This window comes from Acidobacteriota bacterium, assembly GCA_016196035.1.
Taxonomy (GTDB): domain Bacteria; phylum Acidobacteriota; class Blastocatellia; order RBC074; family RBC074; genus JACPYM01.
Window position 1 is genome coordinate 81791 of record JACPYM010000033.1, and the last position, 23163, is coordinate 104953.

Here is a 23163-nt window from a genome sequence, read left to right on the forward strand (position 1 = left end):
CATTTATTGCCCCTTCAACGTGCCAACCGTAAGTTTATCTTTGATGACGATCTCGACGCGGCGGTTCTGCTGACGGCCAGCGGCGGTGTCATTTGAGGCCACCGGTTGCGACTTGCCGAACCCCATGCTGGTCAGTTGATTTTGCGGCAGCCCGCAGGAAGACAAATAACTTTGCACCGAACCGGCGCGCTGTTCCGACAGCTTCTGATTGAATTCCTCACTGCCAATGTTGTCGGTGTGGCCTTCGATACTCAGATCGTAGCCCTGGGCGACGAGCAGGATGCCGCAGACTTTCGAGAGTTTTTCGCGTGCTTCCGGTTTGAGCGACGATTTGCCGAACTCGAACAGGATGTCAGGCAGGTTGACAATCAGGCCGCGCGCGGTTTCGCGCGTTTCCACCACCACGCTCAAGGCATCGCGCATGCGTTGGCGCGCGGCGTCACGTTCTTGCTTCGCTTTTTCGGCTTCGCTTTGCGCCGCGCCGGCTTGCAACTGGGCTTTCAACTTTTCATCTTGCGCCGCCGCCGCCAGCCGTTTGGCTTCGTCAGATTGCAATTGGGCACGGCGCGCTTGTTCTTCGGCCTCAGCCGCCCGGCGGGCCGCCAGATCGGCCTGATCTTGCGCGCGTTTGCGCGCGGCCTGTTCCATCTCTAAATCCAGTTCTTTTTGTTTGGCCTGCAAACGCGCGCGTTCAGTATCGGATTCGGCTTTTTCAATCGAGATTTTCAAGCTCGAGATTTCCTGCTGGCGCGACGCGCGTTCAGCATCCAGCGCGGCTTGCATGGAGCGCTCTTTCGCCAATTTCTCAGCAGCCACGGCGAGCCGGACGGTTTCGTGCCCCATCGTCATCAGAATGCGTTTGTCCACATTCGCTTCCGCAGCCTCGGCGACTTTTTGGAAAGAGTCTTTGGCCTTGGCGTAATCATCCGCCGCGAATTTATCGGCCTGGGCGCGTTCCGCCAGCATCAGCGAAACTTTCGCCTGGCGCACGTCAGAGCGCGTTTCGCCTTTCACTTCGCGGTCATTTTCCAGCGTCTCCTGCGTCGCGTTATAAATGCCGTCATAGCCGTGATATTTGATATTCGAGACATCCAGCATGCGGCCCGTGATGTTGTGCTTGGGCCGCGTGTTTTCGAGCACGATGAAGCGGCTGGGCACATCCATCAGGAAATGCGGCTCGGCGGTGACAAACATCCCGAACGTATCCAGCGGCGTCGAGACGTTCAGTTTGCTACGATTGCCTTGCAAGATGAATTCGCCGACGTTATCGGTGTGCCCTTCGGGTGAGACGACCCAGAGGACATAAGTCGCGTAATCGCCGCCAAAGAAGGTGGCAGGTTTCATTTCATCAAGTTCGATCTCGATTTCAGTCATGCCCTTTTTGCGTTGCACCTTGGCCTCGCCGGAAGATTTTGGCAGCCGCTCAGTCCCTTTGAATTTGACGCTGATGCTGCCGGAACCTTCAGGATAGATAATAGCGAGGGCCGAACGGGTAGCGGTGACCTGTCTTTCGATTTGCACCTGTTCTTGCGCGCGCGCCAGTACGGCGCTGCCCATCAACAGCGCGGCCCATAGACTTGCGCCTCCGCAGCGTTTTATAACCTTGGTTAGCATCGTGTTTCTCCTTTGTTTCTGGTGGACTGGTTTCATTCGCATTGTGCGCGAGCTTGATCCATGAGCTTTATCAAAACGGCGATTGTTCGCCGCGTTTACGAGCAGGCAGCATTAGTTGGCACCAGGCACTATCGAATTAGATCAAGCTCGCAAAAATTGCTGATTGCCCCAGCTCAAATGTTCGCGAGTCAATCGCAAATCTTCTTACCCAAAAGCAGTGAGCAAGCGGCAGTCCACACCGTAATTTGACGCTCAAGCGCCTGCCAGATAGATTTAACGCCATTCGGCAGCACGCCTGATTGCGGCAAAAAAAAGCGCACCGTTCTGTATTTGTGCACAACTGTTCTACTGCCAGACAGCCGCAAGCGGGAATTGGTTAAAGCTGCCTTCTCAGCGCAATACGCAGATAGAGCCGGATGGAGATGAATGACTGAAGAATTGCTACGACTATCTAAACTAATGGCGCAACGCGGCCTCTGTTCGCGCCGCGAAGCGGACAGCTATATCGAACAAGGCCTGGTCAAGGTCAATGGCGTCGTCGTCAACCAACTTGGCACCAAGGTCGCGCCCGATGTGCGCATCGAATTGGCGGCGCGGGCCGTTCAGCAACAACGCCAACTCGTCACGATTCTGCTCAACAAACCCATCGGCGTTGTCTCGGCCCAGCCGGAACCGGGCTACACGCCGGCGATCACGTTGCTCACGGCGGTCAATCAATTCATCAATCAATCCGGCGCAGGCGGGCCAAAGCTCAAGCCGGAACACCTGCGCGGCTTGGCGGTGGCGGGCCGCCTGGACATTGATTCGCAGGGGCTGCTGCTGTTCACTCAGGATGGACGCATTGCCAAGCTGGTCATCGGCGCTGAGGGCAAGCTGGAAAAGGAATACATCGTGCGCGTGGGCGGCGGTTATTTGGACGAAGCGCGGCTGAAGCTGTTGCGGCACGGGCTGTCGCTGGATGACAAGCCGCTCAAACCGGCCAAAGTGGATTTGCTCAACAACGAGCAATTGCGCATCGTGCTGACCGAAGGCCGCAAGCGCCAGATTCGCCGCATGTGCGAATTGGTCGGCTTGCGTGTGTTGGGATTAAAGCGTGTGCGCATCGGCAACCTGCGCCTGGGAAATTTGCCGGAAGGGCAGTGGCGGTTTTTAGCCGATTGGGAAAGACTGGATTGAGGGCTGCGAAAAAAAACAAAAAAAGATTTTGACGGTGATAGTTCCTGGCGAAGTTCTCCGCCTTAGTGGGTGGGAAGCAATGAGGCTCCCAAAAGAAACGAATTGGCGTTGCGCTGATTCACAAACGGAAGATGGTTAGACAAGGAGAATTCATTATGTTCGCCAATACATTCGTCAAAAACGCTTCGTCAAAAATGCTGCTCGCTTGTGCCGCGTTGCTGCTCGCCGGGTTTGCCACGCTGACGCCCCAACAAACCGCGCAGGCGCAAAGCCGCAGTGATTATCCGGTCGTGAAAGACGCCCAACCGGATGGCAAGGATTGCTTCCGGCGCGACGGCAAACGCTATTGCTACAAACCCGAAGGCACGCAGGGCAATTTGAAAGCGGCGCCGAAAGACCCGCAGGAATTGAAGGATTGCTTCTGGCACGTGGACAAGAATGGCAAAAAGCGCTTGGCGTGCATCTATTACGCGTTCTAACGACGGGTTGAATAGCGCCTGGTAATGCGGAAGTAAGCAAGCCCGGCAGCCAACGTTGGCTGCCGGGCTTGTGTGTGTGCTTGCAACGCGCGCCAGCGGCGAATCGTTCAGCCTTCGACGCCGAAAACGGCCACGCGCTGCGCCACGCTTTTCTTGCCTTTGACGCGCACCTTGAACCGCAATTCATAAATGCCGTCTTTCAGGTTTAGCAACCGCGTCTGTCCAGCGAGCGTGAGGCCTTTGTTATCCCGTCCTTGAATGCGGCTGGTGAGCGGAACCCATTCGCCCTGGCCCAGTACTTTGTCGTTTTGCCAGACTTCGGTTTGCAATTCCATGTCCTCCGCGGGGGCGGCTTGCGCGGCATTTTGGTAAAGACGGCAGTAATAAACAACCGCCTGTTGCCGCTGGAAAAACCGGATGCCCTGGACGATTTTGGCCTGTGGGGCATTGGCATTCGTATTCGCATTGGCATTCGCATTGGCAGGCTGAGATGCCTGTTCAAACTCTTGCAGTTCGCCCAAGATCACCAGACTGCTGAGCAGCAGCTTTTTACTTTTGAGATCAGGCACCTCGACGACGGCGCTAGCCGTGCCGGTGTGCTCGGTTTTGGGTTCGTAAACGCCGACGCGGATTTGATAGAAGCCAGGTTTCAGCGTCAGCCGTTTGTAGTAACTAAAGCCCCCAGCGCGCAGGCGCTGGTAACTTGCGGGGCGCAAATCCCCCTTGATCGTGTCTGCCTGATTAAAGGCCAGCTTGCCCACCTTATCGAAAACCATCAAGGCAACTTTCACTTCCATCAACTGGTGATCGCCGGCGCCCGGTTGCGTGGCAATCGTTTGGCCGTCCAGCGTGACTTTGAGCGTGACTTGGGCGGCGTCGCCTTGATATTCGACATCCTCCGCCGTGGCAAAGACACCCACGTCGGTGACGGCCAGCGGTTCGACCATCTGCTGGGCCAGGCGCTGTTCGGGCGTCTTGGCCACTTCTTTTTTGTTGCGGGCGAGCGCGCTGGGCAGATAGCCCTTTTGCGTGCGGATGCGGTATTCCGGATGCCCTTTGACGCGCAAGCTGAGTTTGCGGAATTTGTTGGCGTTGCCCTCTTCCGCCGGGTAATAGGCCAGCGTGTAATAGACCTCGTTCTCGTCCAACGCTTGTTTGGCCGCGCCCATCAGGTCATTCGTATTGCGAAAGAATTTGCCGCCCGTATCCGCCGCCAAGGCGTTCAGGCCGTCCTGCAAATCGTGTTCGCCCGCCGAGGCGATGCTGAAGTTGGGCTGCGTGCGGAACTGGACGTCCATGCCGGGCGGGCCGGTCAGGCCGCGTGAATCAATCGTGTAAATCACCACGCCGGAGCGCGTGGCGCGGCTGGTCACGGCTTGCAGTTCGCCGCCATCAAAACGGCCCGTGCTGTCGAGCAGGGTGAAGCCATCCGAAAAAATCACCAGCAACCGTTGGCCCGGCATCTGCGCCAAACGGTCAATCACCGAACGCAGGGTGAACAAGGTCGCGCGGCTGCGATACGAAGCGATGCCGAGCACTTCGCTGGCGCGGGCTTTGGCCAGTTGGATCAGCGTGCGGCGGTCTGTTCCCATCACGCCATCTTCCTCGCGCAACAACCGAATGGCTTCGTTCAAACCTTCGGGATCATCGCGATCCACCAGTCCGGCCAGATAGGGTGTAAAGAGGGAAACGCGTTCGCTGGGGCCGATGCTCAGGCGTTCGGCGGCATAACGCAGCAAGCGGCGGTCGCGCGTGAACTGCTCGCCCAGGCCGAGCGTGCCGAAGCTGGTAATCAAGGCGGTCAAATCCTGCGTGCTAAGTTTGTCGTCAATAAACTTGCGCAGCGACTGTTTCAGAAAGAGCAGATTGCCCGCCGCGATGTGCGCGTTGTCGGCAAAGAGCACGATGCTGCGCGCCGGTTTGGCGGTCACGGCATTGGCGAGCGTCGCCGATGGCGAGGCGGGTTGCTCCGCAGCGGTGTTGCCGTCCGCCTGGCCGGGTACGCGGGTGAAGCTGAAAAAACTGATCTCTTGCGGCTTGTCATTTTCCAGCAGTTCAAAATCGTCTTTGGTCAGGCCGCTGATCGGATGGCCCGCCTTGTCGGTGACGACGGCACGCACTTCGATCAACTCGGTGGTGAGTTTGAGCGTCGTCTCGTCTTCTTTTTCTTTCTGCGGTTTGTCCGGTGGTTTATTTTGCGCTGAGGTCTGCGGCAACAACTGCGGATGGGCGAGTGTATATAGGCAAATCATTGCCAGCAGGAAGCGGAATTTTGGCATTGCGAACTACTCCGAAGTGGCGGCCAGTTGCCGCTTGAGTTGCGAAAGAACCGAATTGATTTCGCCGCCCAGCAGAATGGCGACGCCGGTCAAATACAACCAGAGCATCAACACCATCACGCCGCCCAGCGCGCCATAAGTGGCGTTGTAGTTGCCGAAACGCATGACATAAAACTTAAAACCGAAAGTCACCAGCAACCAGCCGCCCAGCGCAAACAGCGCGCCCGGCAGCGCCTCGCGCCAGCGCTGTTTGAGATTCGGCGCGATGTAGTAAAGCAATGCCAGCGCCAGCGAAATGAACCCGATGATCCCGGCCCAGCGCGCCAAATTCCAGAACGTCCGAAAGGTGCCGCCGTAACCGTAAAACTGCGCCAGGCGTTCGCCGATGTGTTCGCCAAAAAAGAGCAGGCCCAGCGCGGTGATGACAAACAGCGCCAGCCCCAGCGTCAATTGCAGCGCCAGCAAACGTTCGCGCCACCAGGCGCGCCGGGTTTCGACGTCATACGCCGTATTGAGCGCCGTGATGATCGCTTCCATGCCATTGGCCGAAGCCCAGATCGAAACGAGGATGCCGAAGCTGAGCAGACCGCCGCGCGGCTGGCTGGTGATTTGCTGAAAGGTCGTGTTGAGCAGCGCGAAGGCGGGCGGCGGCAGCATGCTGTGCAGATAATCGAAGAGGTTCTCAAAAAAGCGCGGCATCGGCAGATAGGCCAGCAGCGCCGTTAAAAAGATCAGCAGCGGAAAGATCGAGAAGAGCCAGTAATAGGCCAGTTGCGCGGCGCGTCCGAAAATTTCGTCCTCGAAGATGCGGCAATAGACCTCCCGCGCGATGGTGCGCCAGTGCTGTAACACGGGGGCCACCAAGGGCAGTTTTGCCAGCGGGGCCGGGGTAAGAAGATCGGCAGCCGGAGCGGTAGCCAACCGCAGCGATTGCGAGAGCGGCCCAGTGCGCCGCTGTTTTCCTAAACTCTCTGCCTCGCTGCTTTCCAAGCAAGTTCCTCTCGTTGCCCTAGACGGTCATTAGACCGGTTTTCACTTCGGTTTACGGGAAAAGCCGCGCAGCGGGACGATACCGCGCGCGTGAGCAAGCGGTCCGTTGGCAGTTCAGCCAATAGGGCAAGCTCGATGCAGCCGCTTGCTCACGCGCGCAGTACCGTCCCGGCACAAGCTGCTCCCGTAAACGCGATTGCAAACCGCTCTAGTTGCGTACCCGGTTGGCGGTCTTGGCGAGATTACGGAACAGGCGGAAATAACGGAGCAATCGGAATTTCTTGCTGGGTCGTTCCGTCTGTTCTGTTATTTCCCTCTGTTCCGTAATCTCTTTTTCTCGTTTCCGAGACTAGCGAATTTCAATCGTCACACGGTTGGCGTTCTCGCCGTTGACGGAAAGTACCACATCCACGTTGCGCCGTCCGCCCCCGGCCAGGCTGGCCGGGAATTCGACGTTGATTTGATCGAGACCCGCGAAATCGCCTTGTGCTCCGGCAAAGAGCACGCGCGCCGCTTGTCCGCCAATGGTAGCCGTGACCGCTTCGGCCACGCCGTCATCGTCACTGGGATTGGCCGCCAGCGCCCGCCGGAAGCCGGTGCCAAACAACACCAACACATTCGGGCGGCCATTGGTCGTCACATCAAAGGGCGGCGTCTGAAAGCGTACACCATCGGTCGCCAAAGCAAACGCTTCGCCACGCCCTGTTTGATCGCGGGTGAAGAGGGCGGGCACTGCGGGCACAATGCGCGCCGTGGCGACCGCATAAATTCCATTTGGCGTGCTGACCACGATGCTTGCCAACCCTTGCGCCGTGTTGGGCGGCACGAGGAAATTGATCTGGCCGGACGAGACGAACAGCAAGCGCGCCGGTGCGCCGTTGACGGTCACAGTCGTGCCGTTCAAATCAAACGGCAACGGAACCTGCTCAGCCGCCGCCGCGCGCACAGCCAAATCCGTGCCGAACAACGACGCGATGGAATCCGGCGCGAGTACGTCAGGCCGGAAATCAGCGGCGTTGACCGCCGCCATCGGACGGGCCGTGACGACCCGCAGATTCACCAACCGCGCATCGCTCGCCAGTCCATCACTGACCGTGAAGCTGAGCAGGAAGTTGCGGCCCGCATCACTGGCTGCGGGCACCCAGCGGAACGTGCCCCGCGTGTTGTTGTTGGTCGTGACTGTGGTGCTAAAGCTGGCATTGGGCGGCAACCCCGCTGCTGCGATGGTCAGCGGCGCTTCGGAACCCAGATCGTTTGCCAGCACCTCAAAGCGCACTTCGGCGCCCGCGACGGCCACCACTGTTTCCGGCGCGACCAGCACGGGCGGCACCGGATCGAGCGGTAGCGGATTGAGCGGTACCACGCTGAAGCGTTCGACCAGCGCGCCCGTCAATGAACTGTTGCTGCCGATGGCGTAAGCAAAGCCATTGACGACCGCGTGGCCCAGGAACAGGCGCGGCGTGGGCATGTTGAAAGAGTTGTCCAGCACTGTCCAACGGTTGTTGCGCACGTCATAGACTTCAGGCGGCGATATTGTACTGGCGGTCGCCGGGTCTACGCCGCCGACCAGCACCCACAACGGATTGCCGCTCAAATCCTGCGTGACGAAATTCGCCCCGGTGTAACGCGGCAATTTGGGCGACGCCAAGGCCGTCCAGCGCCGCGTGTCGAAATCAAAAACCTCGGCGGTCAGGTTGGCCGGTGTCGCGCTGCCCAAGCCGCCCGCGACGTACAGCTTGCCTTCGATCAACGCCGCCTCGTGCCCCAGCCGCAGCGAAAGCATCGTCGGCAGCGCCGTCCAGGTGTTGGTCGCCGGGTTGTAAGTGGCATTGGACACGCCTGTGACGTGATAGACGCCGCGCGCGTCATCCGCCGTGGCGGCATAGTTGGTTTGCGCAAGGGTCACTGGGGCCGCCGCCGTCCAGACATTCGTCGCCACATCATAAACGTAATGCGCCGTCGTGCTGGCCGTCGCGCCCGCGCCGCCGGGCACATAGATTTTGCCGCGCAGAAATGCCGCTTCCGCCGCGCTAATTGGCGCGGGCAGCGGTGCGACATTCGCCCAGCCCGCCGCGACGTTGTTGGTATCCAAACGTTGCACGGTGTCTATGGTGGGAATCGTGCCGGAGATCAGCCGTCCGCCGATGGTGTAAAGGAAGCGGCCATCGCCGACCACCGCCGTTTGCCCCAGCGGCGCGGGCAGGGCGCGACTGGTTTCCCAGCGCCGGTTCAGCGTGAAGCCGCCGTTTGAATAGGCTTCGGTCTCGACGCCTTCGTCATCGGTGGCGATGACGCGAATGCGGTATTCACCATTGGCCAACGTGTTGGGCACCGTCCAGTTGAAGTTGCGCGTGTTGCCCGACAGGTTAGCCGCGAGGTCGCTGACGAATTGCAGCGTCAGCGTGCCGGGCCGGAAGAGCGAAATACGATGGCTCGCCAGTGCGCGGTTATCCGCCGAATTCCAGCGAATGTTCAGCAGGCTGCCGACAAAGATGGCGTCGCCGCCGTCGGGTGAAACCACATCCACCGTGGGCGGCGTGGGATTGACGTAATTGAACGCGCTGGGCCGGTTGTGCGACAACGCGCTATTCGCCACCGTCACATCCGCGCGGCCCGCTTCGCCAAACGGCGTGACGGCGCGCAGTGTGGTCGCATTGACGAAAGTGACGCGCGCCGCCCGTCCATTAAATGCGACGGTGGTTTCGGGCGTGAAGCCTTTGCCCAACACAGTCACGGTCGTGCCGCCGCGAATCGAACCGAAGTCGGGCAGGACGCCTTCGATTTCGGGCCGGACGGGCGTGGTGGCGGCGGTGTAATAAGTAAACCCGCTGGCTGCCGCCGCGCCGCCATTGCGATTGGTCACGCGCACCGTGACCGCGCCTGCCGCGTGGGGCGGCGCCACGGCGGTCAGCACGCCATTGCTGACGAGCACCACGCCCGTGGCGGACAGACCGTCGAACGTCACCTGCGTGTCTTCGGCTTCGGTAAAGTTCGCGCCGTAAATGGCCACGCGCGTGCCGCCCGCCGGCGGCCCAAAGGCCGGTTCGACGCGGGCAATCGCCGGGTCGAAGGCCAGGCCGGGCGGAATGATGGCCGCGCTGACCGAACGGCCCGTGATGCGCAGATCATCCACATACCAGCCGTCTGCGTTGACGCCGCCATCGCTGGTGAAACGCAAGCGCACACGCGCGCGCGGCTGGTTATCCAAACCGCGCAAGCGCACCTGGGCCTGCCTGAAATCGGCCTGCGTGCCGGTGTTGGCCGCGATGCGCCGCCAGGTTTGGCCATCGTCGGTGGAAACTTCGATGATGCCGAAATCGAAGCCTTCTTCAATCGCGTAACTTTGGGCGAAGCTCAGCGTCACGTTGTTCAGGCCGGTAAAATCGAATTGCGGCGAGACCAGCGACATGTCCGCGCCGTTGGCGTAATTGCCCGCCGGACTGTCCGTCCACGAACGCGCGGGCGAGGCGGCGCGCGTGTTGATGATGGCCCACGTTCCGCCCGGCAGCCAGCCGGGATTGCCCGCTTCAACGGTGTCGTCAAAGATGACTTTCTCGCGCGCGATGGGAATGCTCAGACGCACTACGGCTGTGCCCGCGCCGGTGTTGGCGTCGTTGTAGGTGACGACGATTTCATCGCCCGCTTCGACCGCGCCCTGCACGATGCCATCGCCGGGCCGGGCGCGTCCGCTGGCGACTTTGAGTTGCGCGTCGAAACTGCCACGGATGTTGCGGTCGGCGGTGAAGACGATGGTTTCGCGGTCGCCGGTGATGGTGGTCGTGACGACAGCGCTGATGGTGGCGGGCGCATTGCTGTCGCCCAGATTGATGCGCAGCGTTTCGCCGGAGAGGTAATTCGGTTTGTCGGTGCGCAAGGAACCGAGCGTCAGGCAATAGGGCGCGCTGGCCAACGCTTCATCAGGCGCGCCGTCGCTGGCGTCCGAAGTGAAAGCGTCAAAGCCCATGCCGCGTTTGGCGAAGGCTTGCCAGATCAAACATTGATTCGCGCCGCCATTGTTGACGCGGTCGGCCAGCAGGATGGCGTTGCGCGCATCCAGAAACGAGGGCGAGCGCGGCGTCAGCTTCAACCCATCCACCACGAGTTGAATGGATTGGCGCTGGCCTTCTTTGAAACCAAGTTGCCGAATCAGCGCGGCGCGCATTTCGAGCAGCGCGTTGCACCAGATTTCGCCGACGTTGTGGACTTCGGTACTCAGCCGAATGTCTTTGAAGGTCAGCGGAAAAACGCTGGGGTTAGTGCTGTACGCATAGCGGCGCACGCCCTTCGGATAGTTGTTGAGCACCCATTGGCCGGACGGATACGCGCCGTCCAGATCATCGCGTTCATCGCGCAGCAGCACCAGGCCGAAATAGTCCGACCAGCCTTCGCCCATCCCGCCGGCCTGCATCCCAGTCAGACCGGTGGAGTTGCTGACCAGCCGTTGGCTCAGGCCGTGCGACAATTCATGGTTGATGATGCCTTGTTCCAGATCGCCATCGCGGTTCGGATTGGTGATGGTGAAGATGTACATCTGCACGCGCCCCGCTGTGCCGTCGGGCGGCGCGGAGAAATTGGCGTTATTGGTGCCGCTGCCGTCCTGCGCATCGGCAAAGATGGCGTCGGCGGCGCGCCCGCCTCGGCCAAAGTTGTCTGTCTGGTAATTGCCGGCGGCTTCGGTGAAACCGTATTGATAGAGAATGTCGTGGTAGCGGTTGACCCAGTAAAACAGATTGACCTGCACCGCTTTCTGATAGTCGGCGTCGGTCGGCTGTTTGGTGAAATCGAGTGGGAAGTTGAAATTGCCATCCGCCGCTTCCAGCCGTGGTAAATCGGCTTGGTTGTTGGCGTCGCGATCAAGATGCGCGTCAACGTTGTTGGTGATGAGGTTATTCGCCGGTTTGCCCGCCCACCAATCGTAGTGCGGATCACTGGCCGGAAAAATCTCCGTGCCGTTGAAGGGCGTCGCGTGGAAGGGCACGTCTTCGCGCGGCGTGGCGGGCGGCGTCGAAGTCGTGTAAGGCAGACTGTAAAACGGCGAATCTTTGGTGAACACCGGGCCGTGCGGTTTCAACGGGTTCTCGTCATAACTGGTGAAATTGTAGCGGAACAGCAGCGTGCCTTTTTCGGCGTCAATCAAGGTCAAATAAACATCCGGCGTCTCCGGCATCCAGAGCGTGAATTGCCACGCCAGCCGCACCTGTTCGTGCGTGAGCGGGAAGTAGACCAACTGCGCTTCGACATCACGGGCGAAACCCAGCGCGCGGTCAAAGGTTTGTTTTTGCGCCGCGCCCTGGGGTTGGACTTTTAAGGACACGGTGTCGCTGAGTTCCACTTCGGCCTCGGCGGCGGCCAGGCGCAAGGCTTCGACGGCGCTCAGATGCGGCTTGCGCGCATTGGCCAGGGTTTCGATATGCGGCAAGGCTTCGCCGCTCAGGGCGACGATTTCGCCGGTTCGCGCGATGTGCAGGGCAAGTTCGCCCTGAAAGACTTCGATGCCGTCGAGTTGCTGTTGCAGCGTCAGGTGCGTCAGCCCGTTGTGTGCATCCTGATAACGGCGCGCGACCTGTAAGGCGGCGACATCGTCGCTATCCAGCCGCAGCAAATCGGCGTTGTCATTCAAAAAGCGGCGCGCAATCGTTTCAGCATCCGCATTGCTCGGGCCGCTGAGCGTGTCTTGAAAGCTCCAGAGGCGGCTGGGCGCCTGGGTGAGCGAACTCCATCTCATTTGCACCGTGGGACGGGCGCGGCGCAGCGCATAAGGCAACTCGCTGCGGCGTAGTTTGGTTTGTGCGTTGGCCCCAGTTGGCGAAGAAGACGCGGCGAAGGGCACGACGATTTCGGCATCGGCGGGGTCTTTGAGCGTGCGTTGCAAACCGGCGCGAATGTCGAAATCGGCTTTGGTTTGCGGCGCGCGGCTGGCGGCGCGCGCGACGGCTTGCAGCCGGTTTAACCAATGGGCGGGCGTCAAAACTACGGAGACGAGAAACAAGCTGGCGGCCACGCCCCAGCCTGATAACCAAAGGTGTTTGCGTGTCATCGGTGGTGCTCCTTCAGTAGGCGGATGCCTCCCCGGACGTGCGAAGCAGGCAGGATTTGCCACAAACGAACGGGGCGGCGCATTTGATCTTCCTACGAGCGCGCAGTGGCGCCCGCGCTAACGGCTCTGTTTGAGAATGACAACTGAAAACGGCAAAAGCTGAACCGGCTGTATTACTATCTGTTTTTTTTGGTTATTACTCGATGCCCTAAAAAAGCGCGCGCATTGTAGCGCAAGCCCGGCAAAACCGGTATAGCTGAACGCGGTTAATTGGCAGCCGGTGCAGAGAAAATCCACCTGCCTTCAACACACGAAAATTGTAGCGAGCAATGGTATTGAATTAAGCCCTACAAACTGCCGTTCAGAGTTCACGCTTCAGCGTGTTGACAAAGTTTAGACACGCTGAAGCGTGAACTCTGAACTTTAATTCAATGCCATTGCCAGTTGGAGTGCGGCGACGAGACCCCGCACTCCAACTGGCATCGGAAGCTGATGCGCGGCGGCCATTCCCTGTAACGATTTCCTTGCATTCCCACTTTCGGATGTGACGTGTAATTTTATTGTTGGTGCAAGGAATGGGGCGGCTTTGGCGGCTTAACGCCAAACGCCGCAGGTCGCGGCCTGAAACGAGCAGGCCCAGAAACGAAGCGCGTCCAACCGGCTTTTTCTCACCCGCGTAAACATATATTCGCCCTGCCCGAACCGCCGCAGGTTGTCCCCTAAGCCATTGTTTCAACCGGTGAGAATTGGCCTGACGTTCACTTGACCTACCTTGCTTGTGCCTACTTCCCAGCGCCGCTGCCGCGCCAGCTTACTCTGCTGTTGGCCTCCTTGGTTGACACACTTGACGCGGGCTGGCGCGAGTCATAAGGAGCTTTAGCAATGCGATCATCCATCATTTTGCTCGAACAGCATTTTAACTATCCCTGGAATTCGACCCGCCGCCGCGCGCATATTGTCATCAGCATCCTGGCGACACTGCTGGCGCTCGCGATGTGGGCAGTTGCTCCCTTTCAAGCCTCGCTGGCAGCGCCGGTCAGCCCAAATCCGGAAGTCGCCGCGACCCTGGCCGCCTTGCAGGAAAATGCCGCCGTGTTTGCACTGGTGCCAAGCGGCAACGATCTCTATGTCGGCGGTTCGTTCACGACGATTGGCGGCCTGAACGCACGGGGCGTGGCGCGCTATAACCTGCAATCGGGCGTCTGGACGGCGCTCGGCGCTGACAATGTCGCGGCGGGCAATGGCGTCAACGGGTTGATCTCGACCATCCTGGTGGTCGGCAACGATGTTTATGTGGGCGGCAGCTTTACCAAGGCTTACAACAATTCATCCTCCGCGTTTATCAGCGCCAATTGCATCGCCAAATGGAACACGGTGAGCAAGACCTGGTCGGCCCTGGGGGCGGACGCCGGCCCTGGCGGCAACGGTTTTGATGGTGACGTAGTGGCGCTGGTCGCGCTCAACGGGTCGGTGTATCTGGGCGGCACCTTTCATAACGCGCATAACGCCAATGGCAATGACGTGGCGGTCAATGGCATCGCGCGTTGGAACAACGGCTGGTTTGCGCTGGGCAAAGGCACCAGCACCGCCAGCAATGCCGGGGTGGTGAATGACCTGGCCGTGATCGGCAATGATTTGTATGTCGGCGGTTCATTCAGCGGCGTGACCAACACCGACAACAGCAAATTGACGGTGGATTGCATCGCGCGCTGGAACACGCTAAGCAGCGCCTGGGCCGTGCTGGGCGCGGGCAATGGCAGCGGCAACAACGGCGTCAGCGGCGATGTCTTCACACTGACGACCAACGGCACGGAGTTGTATGTCGGCGGCGGTTTCTCTTCGGTCAACAACAGCACGGCCAACAAAGTCCCGGCCAATCACCTGGCGCGCTGGAACGGCACAAGCTGGGGCGTGGTGGGCAGCGCCGCGACCGCCAACAGCAACGGCGTGAATGGCAATGTGACGGAGCTTTCTATCAGCAACGGCGTGCTGTATGTCGGCGGCAGTTTTGACAGCACCATCAACAACGGTACGACCAGCAGCGCCAATTGCATTGCGCGCTGGACGGGTTCGGCCTGGGAACGTTTCGGCACGGGCACGGGCACGACCGGCAATGGTGTGGATCAGGACGTGTGGGTCATCGCGCCCATCGGCAACATGATTTATGTCGGTGGGGAATTCACTTCGGCCTATAACAGCAGCGGCAATACGGTGAACGTGACCAAGCTGGCGCGTTGGAATGGCAGTAGTTGGTCAGGCTTGAGCGCGGCGGCGGTCAAAGCCCTGGCGACCGTCTCTGCCGCCAGTTTCAGCGCGGGCGAATTGACCGCCGAAGGCATCGTCGCGGCCTACGGCACAGGGTTGGCCACCACGACGCTGGCGGCGACGACTACGCCGCTGCCGACGACGTTGGCAGGCACCAGCGTCGCCGTGCGCGATAGCGCCGGAGTGACACGTTCGGCTCCGCTCTTTTTCGTCTCGGGCGGACAGATCAACTTCATGATTCCGACGGGCACGGCGGCGGGCGTCGCCAATATCACGGTCACGTCGGGCGACGCTTCGTTGTCGGGCGGCGATGTGACGGTTGCCAACGTCGCGCCAGGCCTGTTCACGATGAATACCAACGGCCAGGGCGTGGTGGCGGCGGTCGCCTTGCGCACCAAGTCGAACGGCGTGCAAACGTATGAGACGGTCGCTGATTTCAATACCAGCACGCAGCGTTGGGTGACCAAACCGATTGATCTAGGCCCAGCCACCGATGTGGTTTATCTGATCGCCTATGGTTCCGGCTTCCGCAATCGGTCGGCGCTGGCCAACGTCAGCACGACCATCGGCGGCACGGCGATGCTCACTGATTTCGCGGGCAAGCAAGGCGGATTGGTGGGCGTAGACCAACTCAACGTCAAACTCGACCGCAGCTTGATCGGGCGCGGCGAACTGGATTTGGTCTTGCGCGTAGACAACAAACCGGCCAACACGGTGAAGGTCAACATCAAATAAGCGCGGTTAAAATTGAAGGTATGAAAGCCAGCCGGGCATCGCTTGGCTGGCTTTTATTGTGCTGGGACGGCACCGCGCGCGTCAGCAAGCGGCGCAGCAAGCATTGTGCTGGGACAGTACCGCGCGCGTCAGCAAGCGGCGCAGCAAGCATTGTGCTGGGACGGTACCGCGCGCGTCAGCAAGCGGCGCAGCAAGCATTGTGCTGGGACGGTACCGCGCGCGTCAGCAAGCGGCGCAGCAAGCATCACCCAGCGGCACAAATGCATCGTCTCCGCTGGCTGACGCGCGCGGTACCGTCCCAGGCCAGCTTTTTACGCCAAAGTGCAAACCGCTCGAATAGCCGGACGTGTGCGCTTGTTTTATACTGCGCGCGATGAAACCGCTATCCACTGACACCCCGCCTGAAATCGAAAAGCTGCTTATCGAGGGCTATCGCCAAATGCCTGAGTGGCGCAAGCTGCATTGCATTGCTGAACTCAATGCCGGTTTGCGAATGATGCAAATGGCGGAAATTCGCCGCCGCCATCCGCAGGCGGATGAACGCGAACTCAAGTTGCGGTTGGCGGCGCGTTGGATCGAGCCGGAGTTGATGCGCCGGGCCTTCGGTTGGGACCCTGAGCGTGAGGGCTATTGATGTTGCCGGACGTGTTACAACTCATTTGCCGCGTGACACAGGTCTTTGAGGCGTTGGGGATCGCCTATTACATCGGCGGGTCGGTGGCGAGCGGGCAATATGGGCTGCCGCGTTCGACGCGCGATGTGGATTTCATTGCCGACCTGCGCGAGAAACAAGTGGCGGCCTTTGTGGTGGCGCTGGAAAATGATTTTTATGTGGACAGCAATGCCGTGCTGCGTGCGGTGCGCGGGCTGGGCAATTTCGACCTCATTCATTTTGAAACGGTTTACAAGGTGGACATCTTTGTCGCGGGCCGCGATGAATGGGCGCAAGCGAAGCTGTCGCGCCGGCAGGCGAAGCGCTTGGCCGCCGAACCGGATGCGCCGCTGGCTTTTGTTTCGAGCGCCGAAGACACAGTGTTGCAAAAGCTGCGTTGGTTTCAAAAAGGCGGCGGCGTTTCAGAACGCCAGTGGGATGACGTACTGGGCGTGTTGAAAGTGCAAGCCGGGGCGTTGGATTACCCCTACCTGCAACGCTGGGCGGCGGAACTGGGCATAGCGGAGTTGTTACAGAACGCAATGGTGGATGCCGGGTTGACGCCTGACACTGCTGCGGAAACACACTGAAACACGATGATGCAAGCAAACAAACTTTCTCTGCTTCTTTGCACGCTGCTGCTGAGTCTCAGCGTCTATTCACAACAGGCCGGGCCGCCGCGCGGCTATACGATCCCGCTGCTTGATCTGGCGGCAGAAACACAGCGGCAGGTCATCGTGGATCGCGAGCCGGGCCAATACCTGGGCCATCCGACGACTGTGCTGCTCGAAGACAAACGCACGATCCTCGCCGTTTACCCCAAAGGCCACGGCAAAGGCGCGATTCAACTCAAACGCAGCCGCGATGGTGGTCTGACGTGGTCGGAGCGCCTGCCGACGCCCAGGAGTTGGGAGACTTCACTCGAAACGCCGACGATTCATCGCGTGGTGGATCGCCAAGGCAAGAAACGCCTGCTTGTCTTTTCGGGCTTATACCCGATTCGGATGTCAGTGTCAGAAGACGATGGCGCGACGTGGAGCGAGTTGAAAGCCATCGGCGATTTTGGCGGCATTGTGGCGATGGGCAGCGTCGAACGCTTGCGCAATGGCGATTATGTGGCGCTCTTTCACGATGACGGGCGCTTCTTTACCAAAGATGGCAAGCGGTCGCCGGTGATGACGCTCTATCAGACCTTTTCCAAAGACGGCGGCTTGACTTGGTCGGCGCCGCAGGAGATTTACAAAAACGATCAGATTCATCTGTGCGAACCCGGTTTGATTCGGTCGCCGAACGGCAGGCAGTGGGCGATGCTGTTGCGCGAAAACCGCCGGTTGCGCAATTCGTATGTGATGTTCAGCGATGACGATTGCCACACCTGGTCGGCCCCGCGCGAATTGCCGGGCGCGTTGACGGGCGACCGGCACACGGGCAAATACGCGCCCGATGGGCGGCTGTTTATCTCGTTCCGCGACACGACGCACGAGAGCCCGACCAAGGGCGATTGGGTCGCCTGGGTGGGCCGTTACGAAGACATTGTCCAAGGCCGCGAAGGACAATACCGCGTGCGTCTGATGCAGAACCACAAGAACGCCTCAGGCTGGAATGCCGACTGCGCGTATCCCGGCGTCGAGGTATTGCCGGGCGGCGTCTTCGTCACGACGACATACGGACATTGGATCGAAGGGCGGTTGCCGTATGTGGTAAGTGTGCGGCTGACGTTGGCGGAACTGGATCGCAAGGCAAAATGAATCCGCCTGCTAAACGAATGTGTAACCGGGAAAGAAATTATTGTACAGCAGGCTGCCAGCCTGCTGAGTTCTTCGCCAGACGTACAATGCGCAAGCCGCAGCAGGCTGGCAGCCTGCTGTACAGTTTTCAAAGGAGCACTGCATGGAATTGAATGAACGCAAGGTGGGCAACATCGTCGTGGTGGATTTGAAAATCGGCGTGCAGCAGCGGGGGCAATATGAACCATTGCAGCAACTGGTGCGCGGGCATCTGGCGGCTGGCCAATCGCGCTTCATCTTGAATCTGGCGGCGTGTGAATGGATAGATAGTTCGGGCTTGGGCGAATTGATCAAACTGTTGGTCGCCGTGATGCGCCAGGGCGGAAATCTGAAATTGGCGGCGGTGCCGCACAAGCTGAAAGGTATCTTGACGGTGACCAATCTGACCCAGGTCTTTGAGATTTACGATAGCGAACCGGCGGCATTGGCAAGCTTTCCGGCCTGAGCCAGCGGCTCAAGCAAGCTGATCAATCAACCCACCCTCAGCACAAACAAGCTGTTTGCAATTTGCGGCCCCGCTCCGTATGATGCGCCTTCGTTTTTGAAGCCTACACTTGCAACGCCCGCGTTCGGCACTCCGCTGCGACCGGCACTGGCAATCAATTATGATCGGAAAAGAGCGACACAATTTGAGTTTGCCTGTACGCATAGCCACCTGTTTGGATGGTTCAGCCCCGTCCGGTCAGTCATCGTATTCCTCGTGGCACTGCTCGTGGTGTCGCTCTTATTGATTGGCAAGCGCGCGCGCCACTCCTCCAATTCGTTTTCTTCATCTATTCACTGTTACAATTCATTTTAGACCCACTTTTAGAAAGGCTGGTTTCATTCCCAATGAAAATCTTGATTAGCGACAATCTAGCAAAGGTCGGCGTCGAATTGCTGCAACAACGCGGCAAGTTCGAGGTGGACTTCAAACCCGGTCTCAAACCCGAAGAACTCAAAGCCGCCATCGGCGATTATGACGGCCTGATCGTGCGCAGCGAATCGAAAGTCACCGCCGACATCATCGCCGCCGCCGACAAGCTCAAGGTCATCGGACGCGCCGGTTCGGGCGTAGACAACATTGACACGCCCGCCGCCACGGCGCGTGGCATCGTCGTGATGAATGCGGCGGCAGGCAACAGCGTCACGACCGCCGAACAAACCATCGCGCTGTTGCTGTCGCTGGCCCGCAAAACGCCGCAAGCGCACGCCAAGCTGAAAAATGGCGTTTGGGACAAGAAGAGTTTCATGGGCACCGAACTGCAAGGCAAAACCCTCGGCGTCATCGGCCTGGGCAACATCGGCAAAATCGTGGCTTCGCGTGCGCAAGGCCTGGCGATGAAAGTCATTGCTTACGATCCCTTCATCACCAAAGAAGCCGCCGCCAAAGCGGGCATCGAAGTCGGCTCGCTTCACGATGTATTCACGCGCGCGGATTTCGTCACCGTACACACGCCGCTCACCGACGAGACACGCGGCATCGTGGGCACGGCGGCGTTTGAAAAGATGAAGAAGGGCGTGCGCATCATCAATTGCGCGCGTGGCGGGCTGGTGGACGAGACGGCGCTTTACAACGCGATCAAGTCGGGCAAAGTCGCGGGCGCGGCGCTCGACGTTTTCGTCAAAGAACCCGTGCCGACCGATCACCCCTTGCTCACGCTGGATGAAGTCATCGTCACTCCGCATCTGGGCGCTTCCACCAACGAAGCCCAGGACTCGGTGGCTGTCATCATCGCCGAACAAGTGGCGAATTACCTGGAAACCGGCGCGATTGCGGGCGCGGTCAACGTCTCTGCCGTCAGCGCCGAGGCCTTGAAAGTCGTTGGCCCCTACCTGACGCTGGGCGAAAAGCTCGGCGGCTTCCAAGCGCAATACTTCGACAAACCGGTGAGCGAGGTTCAAATCAATTATAGCGGCGAAGTCGCTGACCTGGATGTCAAACCGATCACCCAAGCGATCCTGACGGGCTTGCTCGCGCCCTTCAGCGCCCGCGTCAATCAGGTCAACGCCTCGGTCATCGCCGAAGAGCGCGGCTTGCGTGTGACCGAAGCCAAAGCGCGCGCGCCGCAGGATTACGCCGCCCTGATCGAAGTCATCGTCAAAGGCGAAGACGCCCAGGCCAGCGTGGCCGGTACGCTCTTTGGACGCGACGATCTGCGCATCGTCGCGATTGACGATTACCGCGTCGAAGCCCTGCCCAAAGGCAATCTGCTGCTGATTCGCAACGACGACAAACCCGGCGTTGTCGGGCGCGTCGGCACCTTCCTGGGCGAACATTTCATCAACATCGCGCAGTTGAATTTGAGCCGCAATCGTGCAGGCGGCACGGCGATGTCGGTGTATCAAGTGGACGAGGCATTGCGCGGTTCGACGTTGCAAGAGTTGGCGCAAGTGCCGTTGGTGTTGTCAGTGAAGCAGATCAATCTTTAGTGAAAAAGATGCTAGATGCTGGATGCTAGCGACAATGACGCGCAGCCTCCAGCCCCCAGCATCTAGCATCCAGCATCTAGCATCTTTTCTTATGCTGGCAAAACGTATCATCCCCTGTCTCGACGTTGACCGTGGCCGCGTGGTCAAAGGCATTAGCTTCGTCAACTTGATTGACGCGGGCGATCCCGTCGAACAGGGCGCACGCTATGACCGCGAAGGCGCGGACGAGTTGGTCTTTTTGGACATTACGGCTTCTTCTGACCGGCGCAATACCGTAGTTAAAATGGTGCGCCACGTCGCGGACAGCGTCTTTATCCCGTTCACCGTCGGCGGTGGCATTCGCACGGCTGAAGATGTGCACGCGATGTTGAAAGCTGGGGCCGACAAGGTTTCGGTCAACACGGCAGCGGTGAAGAATCCGCAACTGATTCGCGAAGGTGCTGAACGTTTCGGTGCGCAATGCATGGTTGTGGCGGTGGATGCCAAGCGGCGTGCACGGGCGGACGAAAGCGTGCCGTTAAGCTGGGAAGTTTACTTGCACGGCGGGCGCACAAAGACTGGCAAAGACGTGATTGAATGGGTGCAGCAGGCGGCGGAGTTGGGCGCGGGCGAGATTCTATTGACCAGCATGGATTGCGATGGGCAGCGCGATGGCTATGATCTGGAGTTGACCCGCGCGGTGGCCGAGGCGGTCAACATCCCGGTCATTGCTTCGGGCGGCGCGGGCGCGTTGCAGCATCTGTATGAAGCCTTCACCATCGGCAAAGCGAGTGCGGTGCTGGCGGCTTCGATCTTCCACTTCGGTGAGTTTACGATTGGCGCGGCCAAGGCGTATTTGCGCGAACGCGGCATTTTGTTGCGTTGAGTTTGGTTATGCAGCGGGGCGGTACCGCGGGCGTCGGCAAGCGGAGGCTCTGCCCTTGCACTATTCCGCTAGACTTGACGCACCGCTTGCTGACGCGCGCGGTACCGTCCCGGTGTTGTGCCCCCGCTTTTTGTAGGAGTTCATGAATGACATATTTCTTGGTCAAAGCCGGTTGCCGAATGACGCTGCTGGGCATGCTGTGTTGCTTGTCATTGAGCACATTGACAACGGCACAACCACCAGCGCAAAAGGCCGCGAAAGCGTCCGTGCTTTCAGGCGTGCGCAGCGAGGAGATCAAATTCGACAGCGCGGGCGTAGCGTTGGCGGGCACCTTGTTGTTGCCGGAAACCGAAGCGGGCAAACGCGCGCCAGTCGTGTTGTTGCTGTCCAGTTATGGCGAGACGACGCGCGACGGGTTCAAATTCGGCAATGTCGCCCAGCCGGTTTATCGTGAACTGGCTGAGCATCTGGCGGGCCAGGGCTTTGGCGTGTTGCGCTATGACAAACGCTGCGCGGGCGCGAGCGGGTGCAAACCGAAAATGCTCTTTGATGACTTGGTGGATGACGCGCGCGAGGCCGTGACGTACTTGCGCAAGCGGCCTGAATTCGAGCCGACCAAGGTCTTCATCTTCGGTCACGGCGAAGGCGGCTTTATCGGTTCGGTGCTGGGTACCAACGATGACAAATTGGCTGGGATCATTTTGGCGGCTTCGCCGGGGCGCACTTGGAACAAATTGCTGCGCGACCAATTTCAGCAGCAGTTAAAAGAAGCCGGGAAACCGGCGGCGGAAATCGCCGCCTTCATTGCCAAATTTGACGGCCTGGTGCGCTTGATGGGATCGGCGGGCGGCGAAGAGTTGAGCAAAGGCTTCGACCCGCAACAGCCGCAAGAGGCCGCCGTGCTCAAACTGGTCGGCCATCCGGAATTTGCCATCCCGCTTTTCATCAACGATCCCTTGCAGGTCGCCAACGGCGTCAAAGCGCCGCTGCTGATTTTGCAAGGCGGCAAGGATTTGATGGTGAGCGTGAAAGATGCGCAGTTCTTGAATGAAGCCATGACCCGCGCCCATCACCGTGACACTACGCTGCAACTGTTCCCGGACGTTGATCACTTGCTGAAAACCAACCAAGGGTCGGCGACGAGTGCTGCCAACAGCGATGCCGCCCGCCCGCTGGATGCGGCGTTGCTCACCACGCTGACCCAATGGTTGCAAAAACGGGCGCAATGATGTTTAGAGCGGTTTGCAGTTGCGGTTACGGGAGTCAGTTGACGCTGGGACAGTACCGCGCGCGTGAGCAAGCGGAGCTTTGGCAGTTCAGCTAAGGGGGCAAGCTGGGCGCGCGGTACTGTCCCGCTGCGTGGTTTTCCCGTACCCCGTGGTGAAACCGATCTAGTACTCCATCAAGCTGAAAATGAGGGATGTAGGGCGGGATTTAATCCCGCCCTACATCCCGGATGCGCTCTCAGCATCCATCACTTACAGCTTGATGGAGTACTAGGTGCAAAGGCGGCTCAAGATGTACGAAGCGCAAATTCAAAAACTGAAGTTTGATGAACAGGGCTTGATCCCGGCTATTGTGCAGGACGACGGCAGCAACGAAGTGCTGATGATGGCCTGGATGAACGCCAAGAGTCTGGCGCGCACGCTGGCGACGGGCGAGACCTGGTTTTGGAGCCGTTCGCGCCAACAGTTGTGGCATAAAGGCATGACTTCGGGACATACGCAGCGCGTCGCCAGTGTGCATTACGATTGCGATGCCGACACTTTGCTGGTGCGCGTTGTGCCCAAAGGCCCCGCCTGTCACACCGGCGCCCGCAGTTGTTTCTATAGGAGTTTGACGGCAAAGGACAATGAGTGACGAAATACTGAT

General features: G+C 59.5%; 15 protein-coding genes. 11 read left to right on the top strand and 4 right to left on the bottom strand.

The genetic code is table 11. The annotated features are described in order from the left end of the window. Positions 1-3: 3 nt before the first annotated feature. Positions 4-1614 (bottom strand): OmpA family protein, encoded by a 1611-nt coding sequence (locus HY011_11470; protein MBI3423547.1) that lies wholly within the window; start codon positions 1612-1614, stop codon positions 4-6. Between the two features lie 426 nt (positions 1615-2040). Between HY011_11470 and HY011_11475 the strand changes: the two genes are divergently transcribed. Both HY011_11475 and HY011_11480 read left to right on the top strand, forming a co-directional pair. Then, entirely contained in the window at positions 2041-2790 is a 750-nt protein-coding gene (locus HY011_11475; protein MBI3423548.1) for an rRNA pseudouridine synthase, read from the top strand. Between the two features lie 155 nt (positions 2791-2945). Continuing rightward, on the top strand, positions 2946-3269 hold the full coding sequence (locus tag HY011_11480; protein ID MBI3423549.1) for a hypothetical protein: 324 nt from the start codon (positions 2946-2948) through the stop codon (positions 3267-3269). A gap of 107 nt (positions 3270-3376) precedes the next feature. On the opposite strand, the gene HY011_11485 is transcribed toward HY011_11480, so the two are convergent. The 3 genes from HY011_11485 to HY011_11495 all read right to left on the bottom strand — a co-directional run bounded on the left by HY011_11485 (position 3377) and on the right by HY011_11495 (position 12575). Beyond that, positions 3377-5548, bottom strand: a complete 2172-nt coding sequence (locus HY011_11485; GenBank protein MBI3423550.1) for a VWA domain-containing protein — start codon at positions 5546-5548, stop codon at positions 3377-3379. A gap of 6 nt (positions 5549-5554) precedes the next feature. Further along, positions 5555-6538, bottom strand: coding sequence for a YihY/virulence factor BrkB family protein (locus HY011_11490; GenBank protein ID MBI3423551.1), 984 nt, complete (start codon positions 6536-6538; stop codon positions 5555-5557). A 349-nt stretch (positions 6539-6887) separates the two neighbouring features. Continuing rightward, the gene (locus tag HY011_11495) at positions 6888-12575 is read right to left on the bottom strand and encodes a M36 family metallopeptidase (protein MBI3423552.1); all 5688 of its coding nucleotides are present in this window, start codon (positions 12573-12575) and stop codon (positions 6888-6890) included. A gap of 882 nt (positions 12576-13457) precedes the next feature. On the opposite strand from HY011_11495, the gene HY011_11500 reads away from it, so the two are divergent. The 9 genes from HY011_11500 to hisI all read left to right on the top strand — a co-directional run bounded on the left by HY011_11500 (position 13458) and on the right by hisI (position 23151). Beyond that, positions 13458-15575: a hypothetical protein gene (locus tag HY011_11500; protein MBI3423553.1), complete on the top strand. Its 2118-nt coding sequence runs from the start codon at positions 13458-13460 to the stop codon at positions 15573-15575. Positions 15576-15948: 373 nt separating this feature from the next. Next, on the top strand, positions 15949-16209 hold the full coding sequence (locus tag HY011_11505) for a hypothetical protein (GenBank protein MBI3423554.1): 261 nt from the start codon (positions 15949-15951) through the stop codon (positions 16207-16209). Then, positions 16209-16817 (top strand): hypothetical protein, encoded by a 609-nt coding sequence (locus HY011_11510; protein MBI3423555.1) that lies wholly within the window; start codon positions 16209-16211, stop codon positions 16815-16817. The genes HY011_11505 and HY011_11510 overlap by 1 nt, the downstream gene beginning before the upstream one ends. A 6-nt stretch (positions 16818-16823) precedes the next feature. Next, positions 16824-17975, top strand: coding sequence for an exo-alpha-sialidase (locus HY011_11515; protein MBI3423556.1), 1152 nt, complete (start codon positions 16824-16826; stop codon positions 17973-17975). A 142-nt stretch (positions 17976-18117) separates the two neighbouring features. Then, positions 18118-18459: an STAS domain-containing protein gene (locus tag HY011_11520; protein MBI3423557.1), complete on the top strand. Its 342-nt coding sequence runs from the start codon at positions 18118-18120 to the stop codon at positions 18457-18459. Between the two features lie 386 nt (positions 18460-18845). Further along, the gene (locus HY011_11525) at positions 18846-20426 is read left to right on the top strand and encodes a phosphoglycerate dehydrogenase (protein MBI3423558.1); all 1581 of its coding nucleotides are present in this window, start codon (positions 18846-18848) and stop codon (positions 20424-20426) included. A gap of 91 nt (positions 20427-20517) precedes the next feature. After that, complete coding sequence (gene hisF, locus HY011_11530; protein ID MBI3423559.1) at positions 20518-21291, top strand: imidazole glycerol phosphate synthase subunit HisF; 774 nt, start codon at positions 20518-20520, stop codon at positions 21289-21291. Between the two features lie 146 nt (positions 21292-21437). After that, a complete protein-coding gene (locus tag HY011_11535; protein MBI3423560.1) occupies positions 21438-22520 on the top strand; it encodes an alpha/beta hydrolase in 1083 nt (360 codons plus the stop codon). Between the two features lie 289 nt (positions 22521-22809). Further along, entirely contained in the window at positions 22810-23151 is a 342-nt protein-coding gene (hisI, locus tag HY011_11540; protein MBI3423561.1) for a phosphoribosyl-AMP cyclohydrolase, read from the top strand. Positions 23152-23163: the final 12 nt, after the last annotated feature.

Bases quoted from the DNA above. Each gene is read 5' to 3' on its own strand.
- HY011_11470 (MBI3423547.1), bottom strand. From the start codon at position 1,614: ATGCTAACCAAGGTTATAAAACGCTGCGGAGGCGCAAGTCTATGGGCC.
- HY011_11475 (MBI3423548.1), top strand. From the start codon at position 2,041: ATGACTGAAGAATTGCTACGACTATCTAAACTAATGGCGCAACGCGGC.
- HY011_11480 (MBI3423549.1), top strand. From the start codon at position 2,946: ATGTTCGCCAATACATTCGTCAAAAACGCTTCGTCAAAAATGCTGCTC.
- HY011_11485 (MBI3423550.1), bottom strand. From the start codon at position 5,548: ATGCCAAAATTCCGCTTCCTGCTGGCAATGATTTGCCTATATACACTC.
- HY011_11495 (MBI3423552.1), bottom strand. From the start codon at position 12,575: ATGACACGCAAACACCTTTGGTTATCAGGCTGGGGCGTGGCCGCCAGC.
- HY011_11500 (MBI3423553.1), top strand. From the start codon at position 13,458: ATGCGATCATCCATCATTTTGCTCGAACAGCATTTTAACTATCCCTGG.
- HY011_11505 (MBI3423554.1), top strand. From the start codon at position 15,949: ATGAAACCGCTATCCACTGACACCCCGCCTGAAATCGAAAAGCTGCTT.
- HY011_11510 (MBI3423555.1), top strand. From the start codon at position 16,209: ATGTTGCCGGACGTGTTACAACTCATTTGCCGCGTGACACAGGTCTTT.
- HY011_11515 (MBI3423556.1), top strand. From the start codon at position 16,824: ATGATGCAAGCAAACAAACTTTCTCTGCTTCTTTGCACGCTGCTGCTG.
- HY011_11520 (MBI3423557.1), top strand. From the start codon at position 18,118: ATGGAATTGAATGAACGCAAGGTGGGCAACATCGTCGTGGTGGATTTG.
- HY011_11525 (MBI3423558.1), top strand. From the start codon at position 18,846: ATGAAAATCTTGATTAGCGACAATCTAGCAAAGGTCGGCGTCGAATTG.
- hisF (MBI3423559.1), top strand. From the start codon at position 20,518: ATGCTGGCAAAACGTATCATCCCCTGTCTCGACGTTGACCGTGGCCGC.
- HY011_11535 (MBI3423560.1), top strand. From the start codon at position 21,438: ATGACATATTTCTTGGTCAAAGCCGGTTGCCGAATGACGCTGCTGGGC.
- hisI (MBI3423561.1), top strand. From the start codon at position 22,810: ATGTACGAAGCGCAAATTCAAAAACTGAAGTTTGATGAACAGGGCTTG.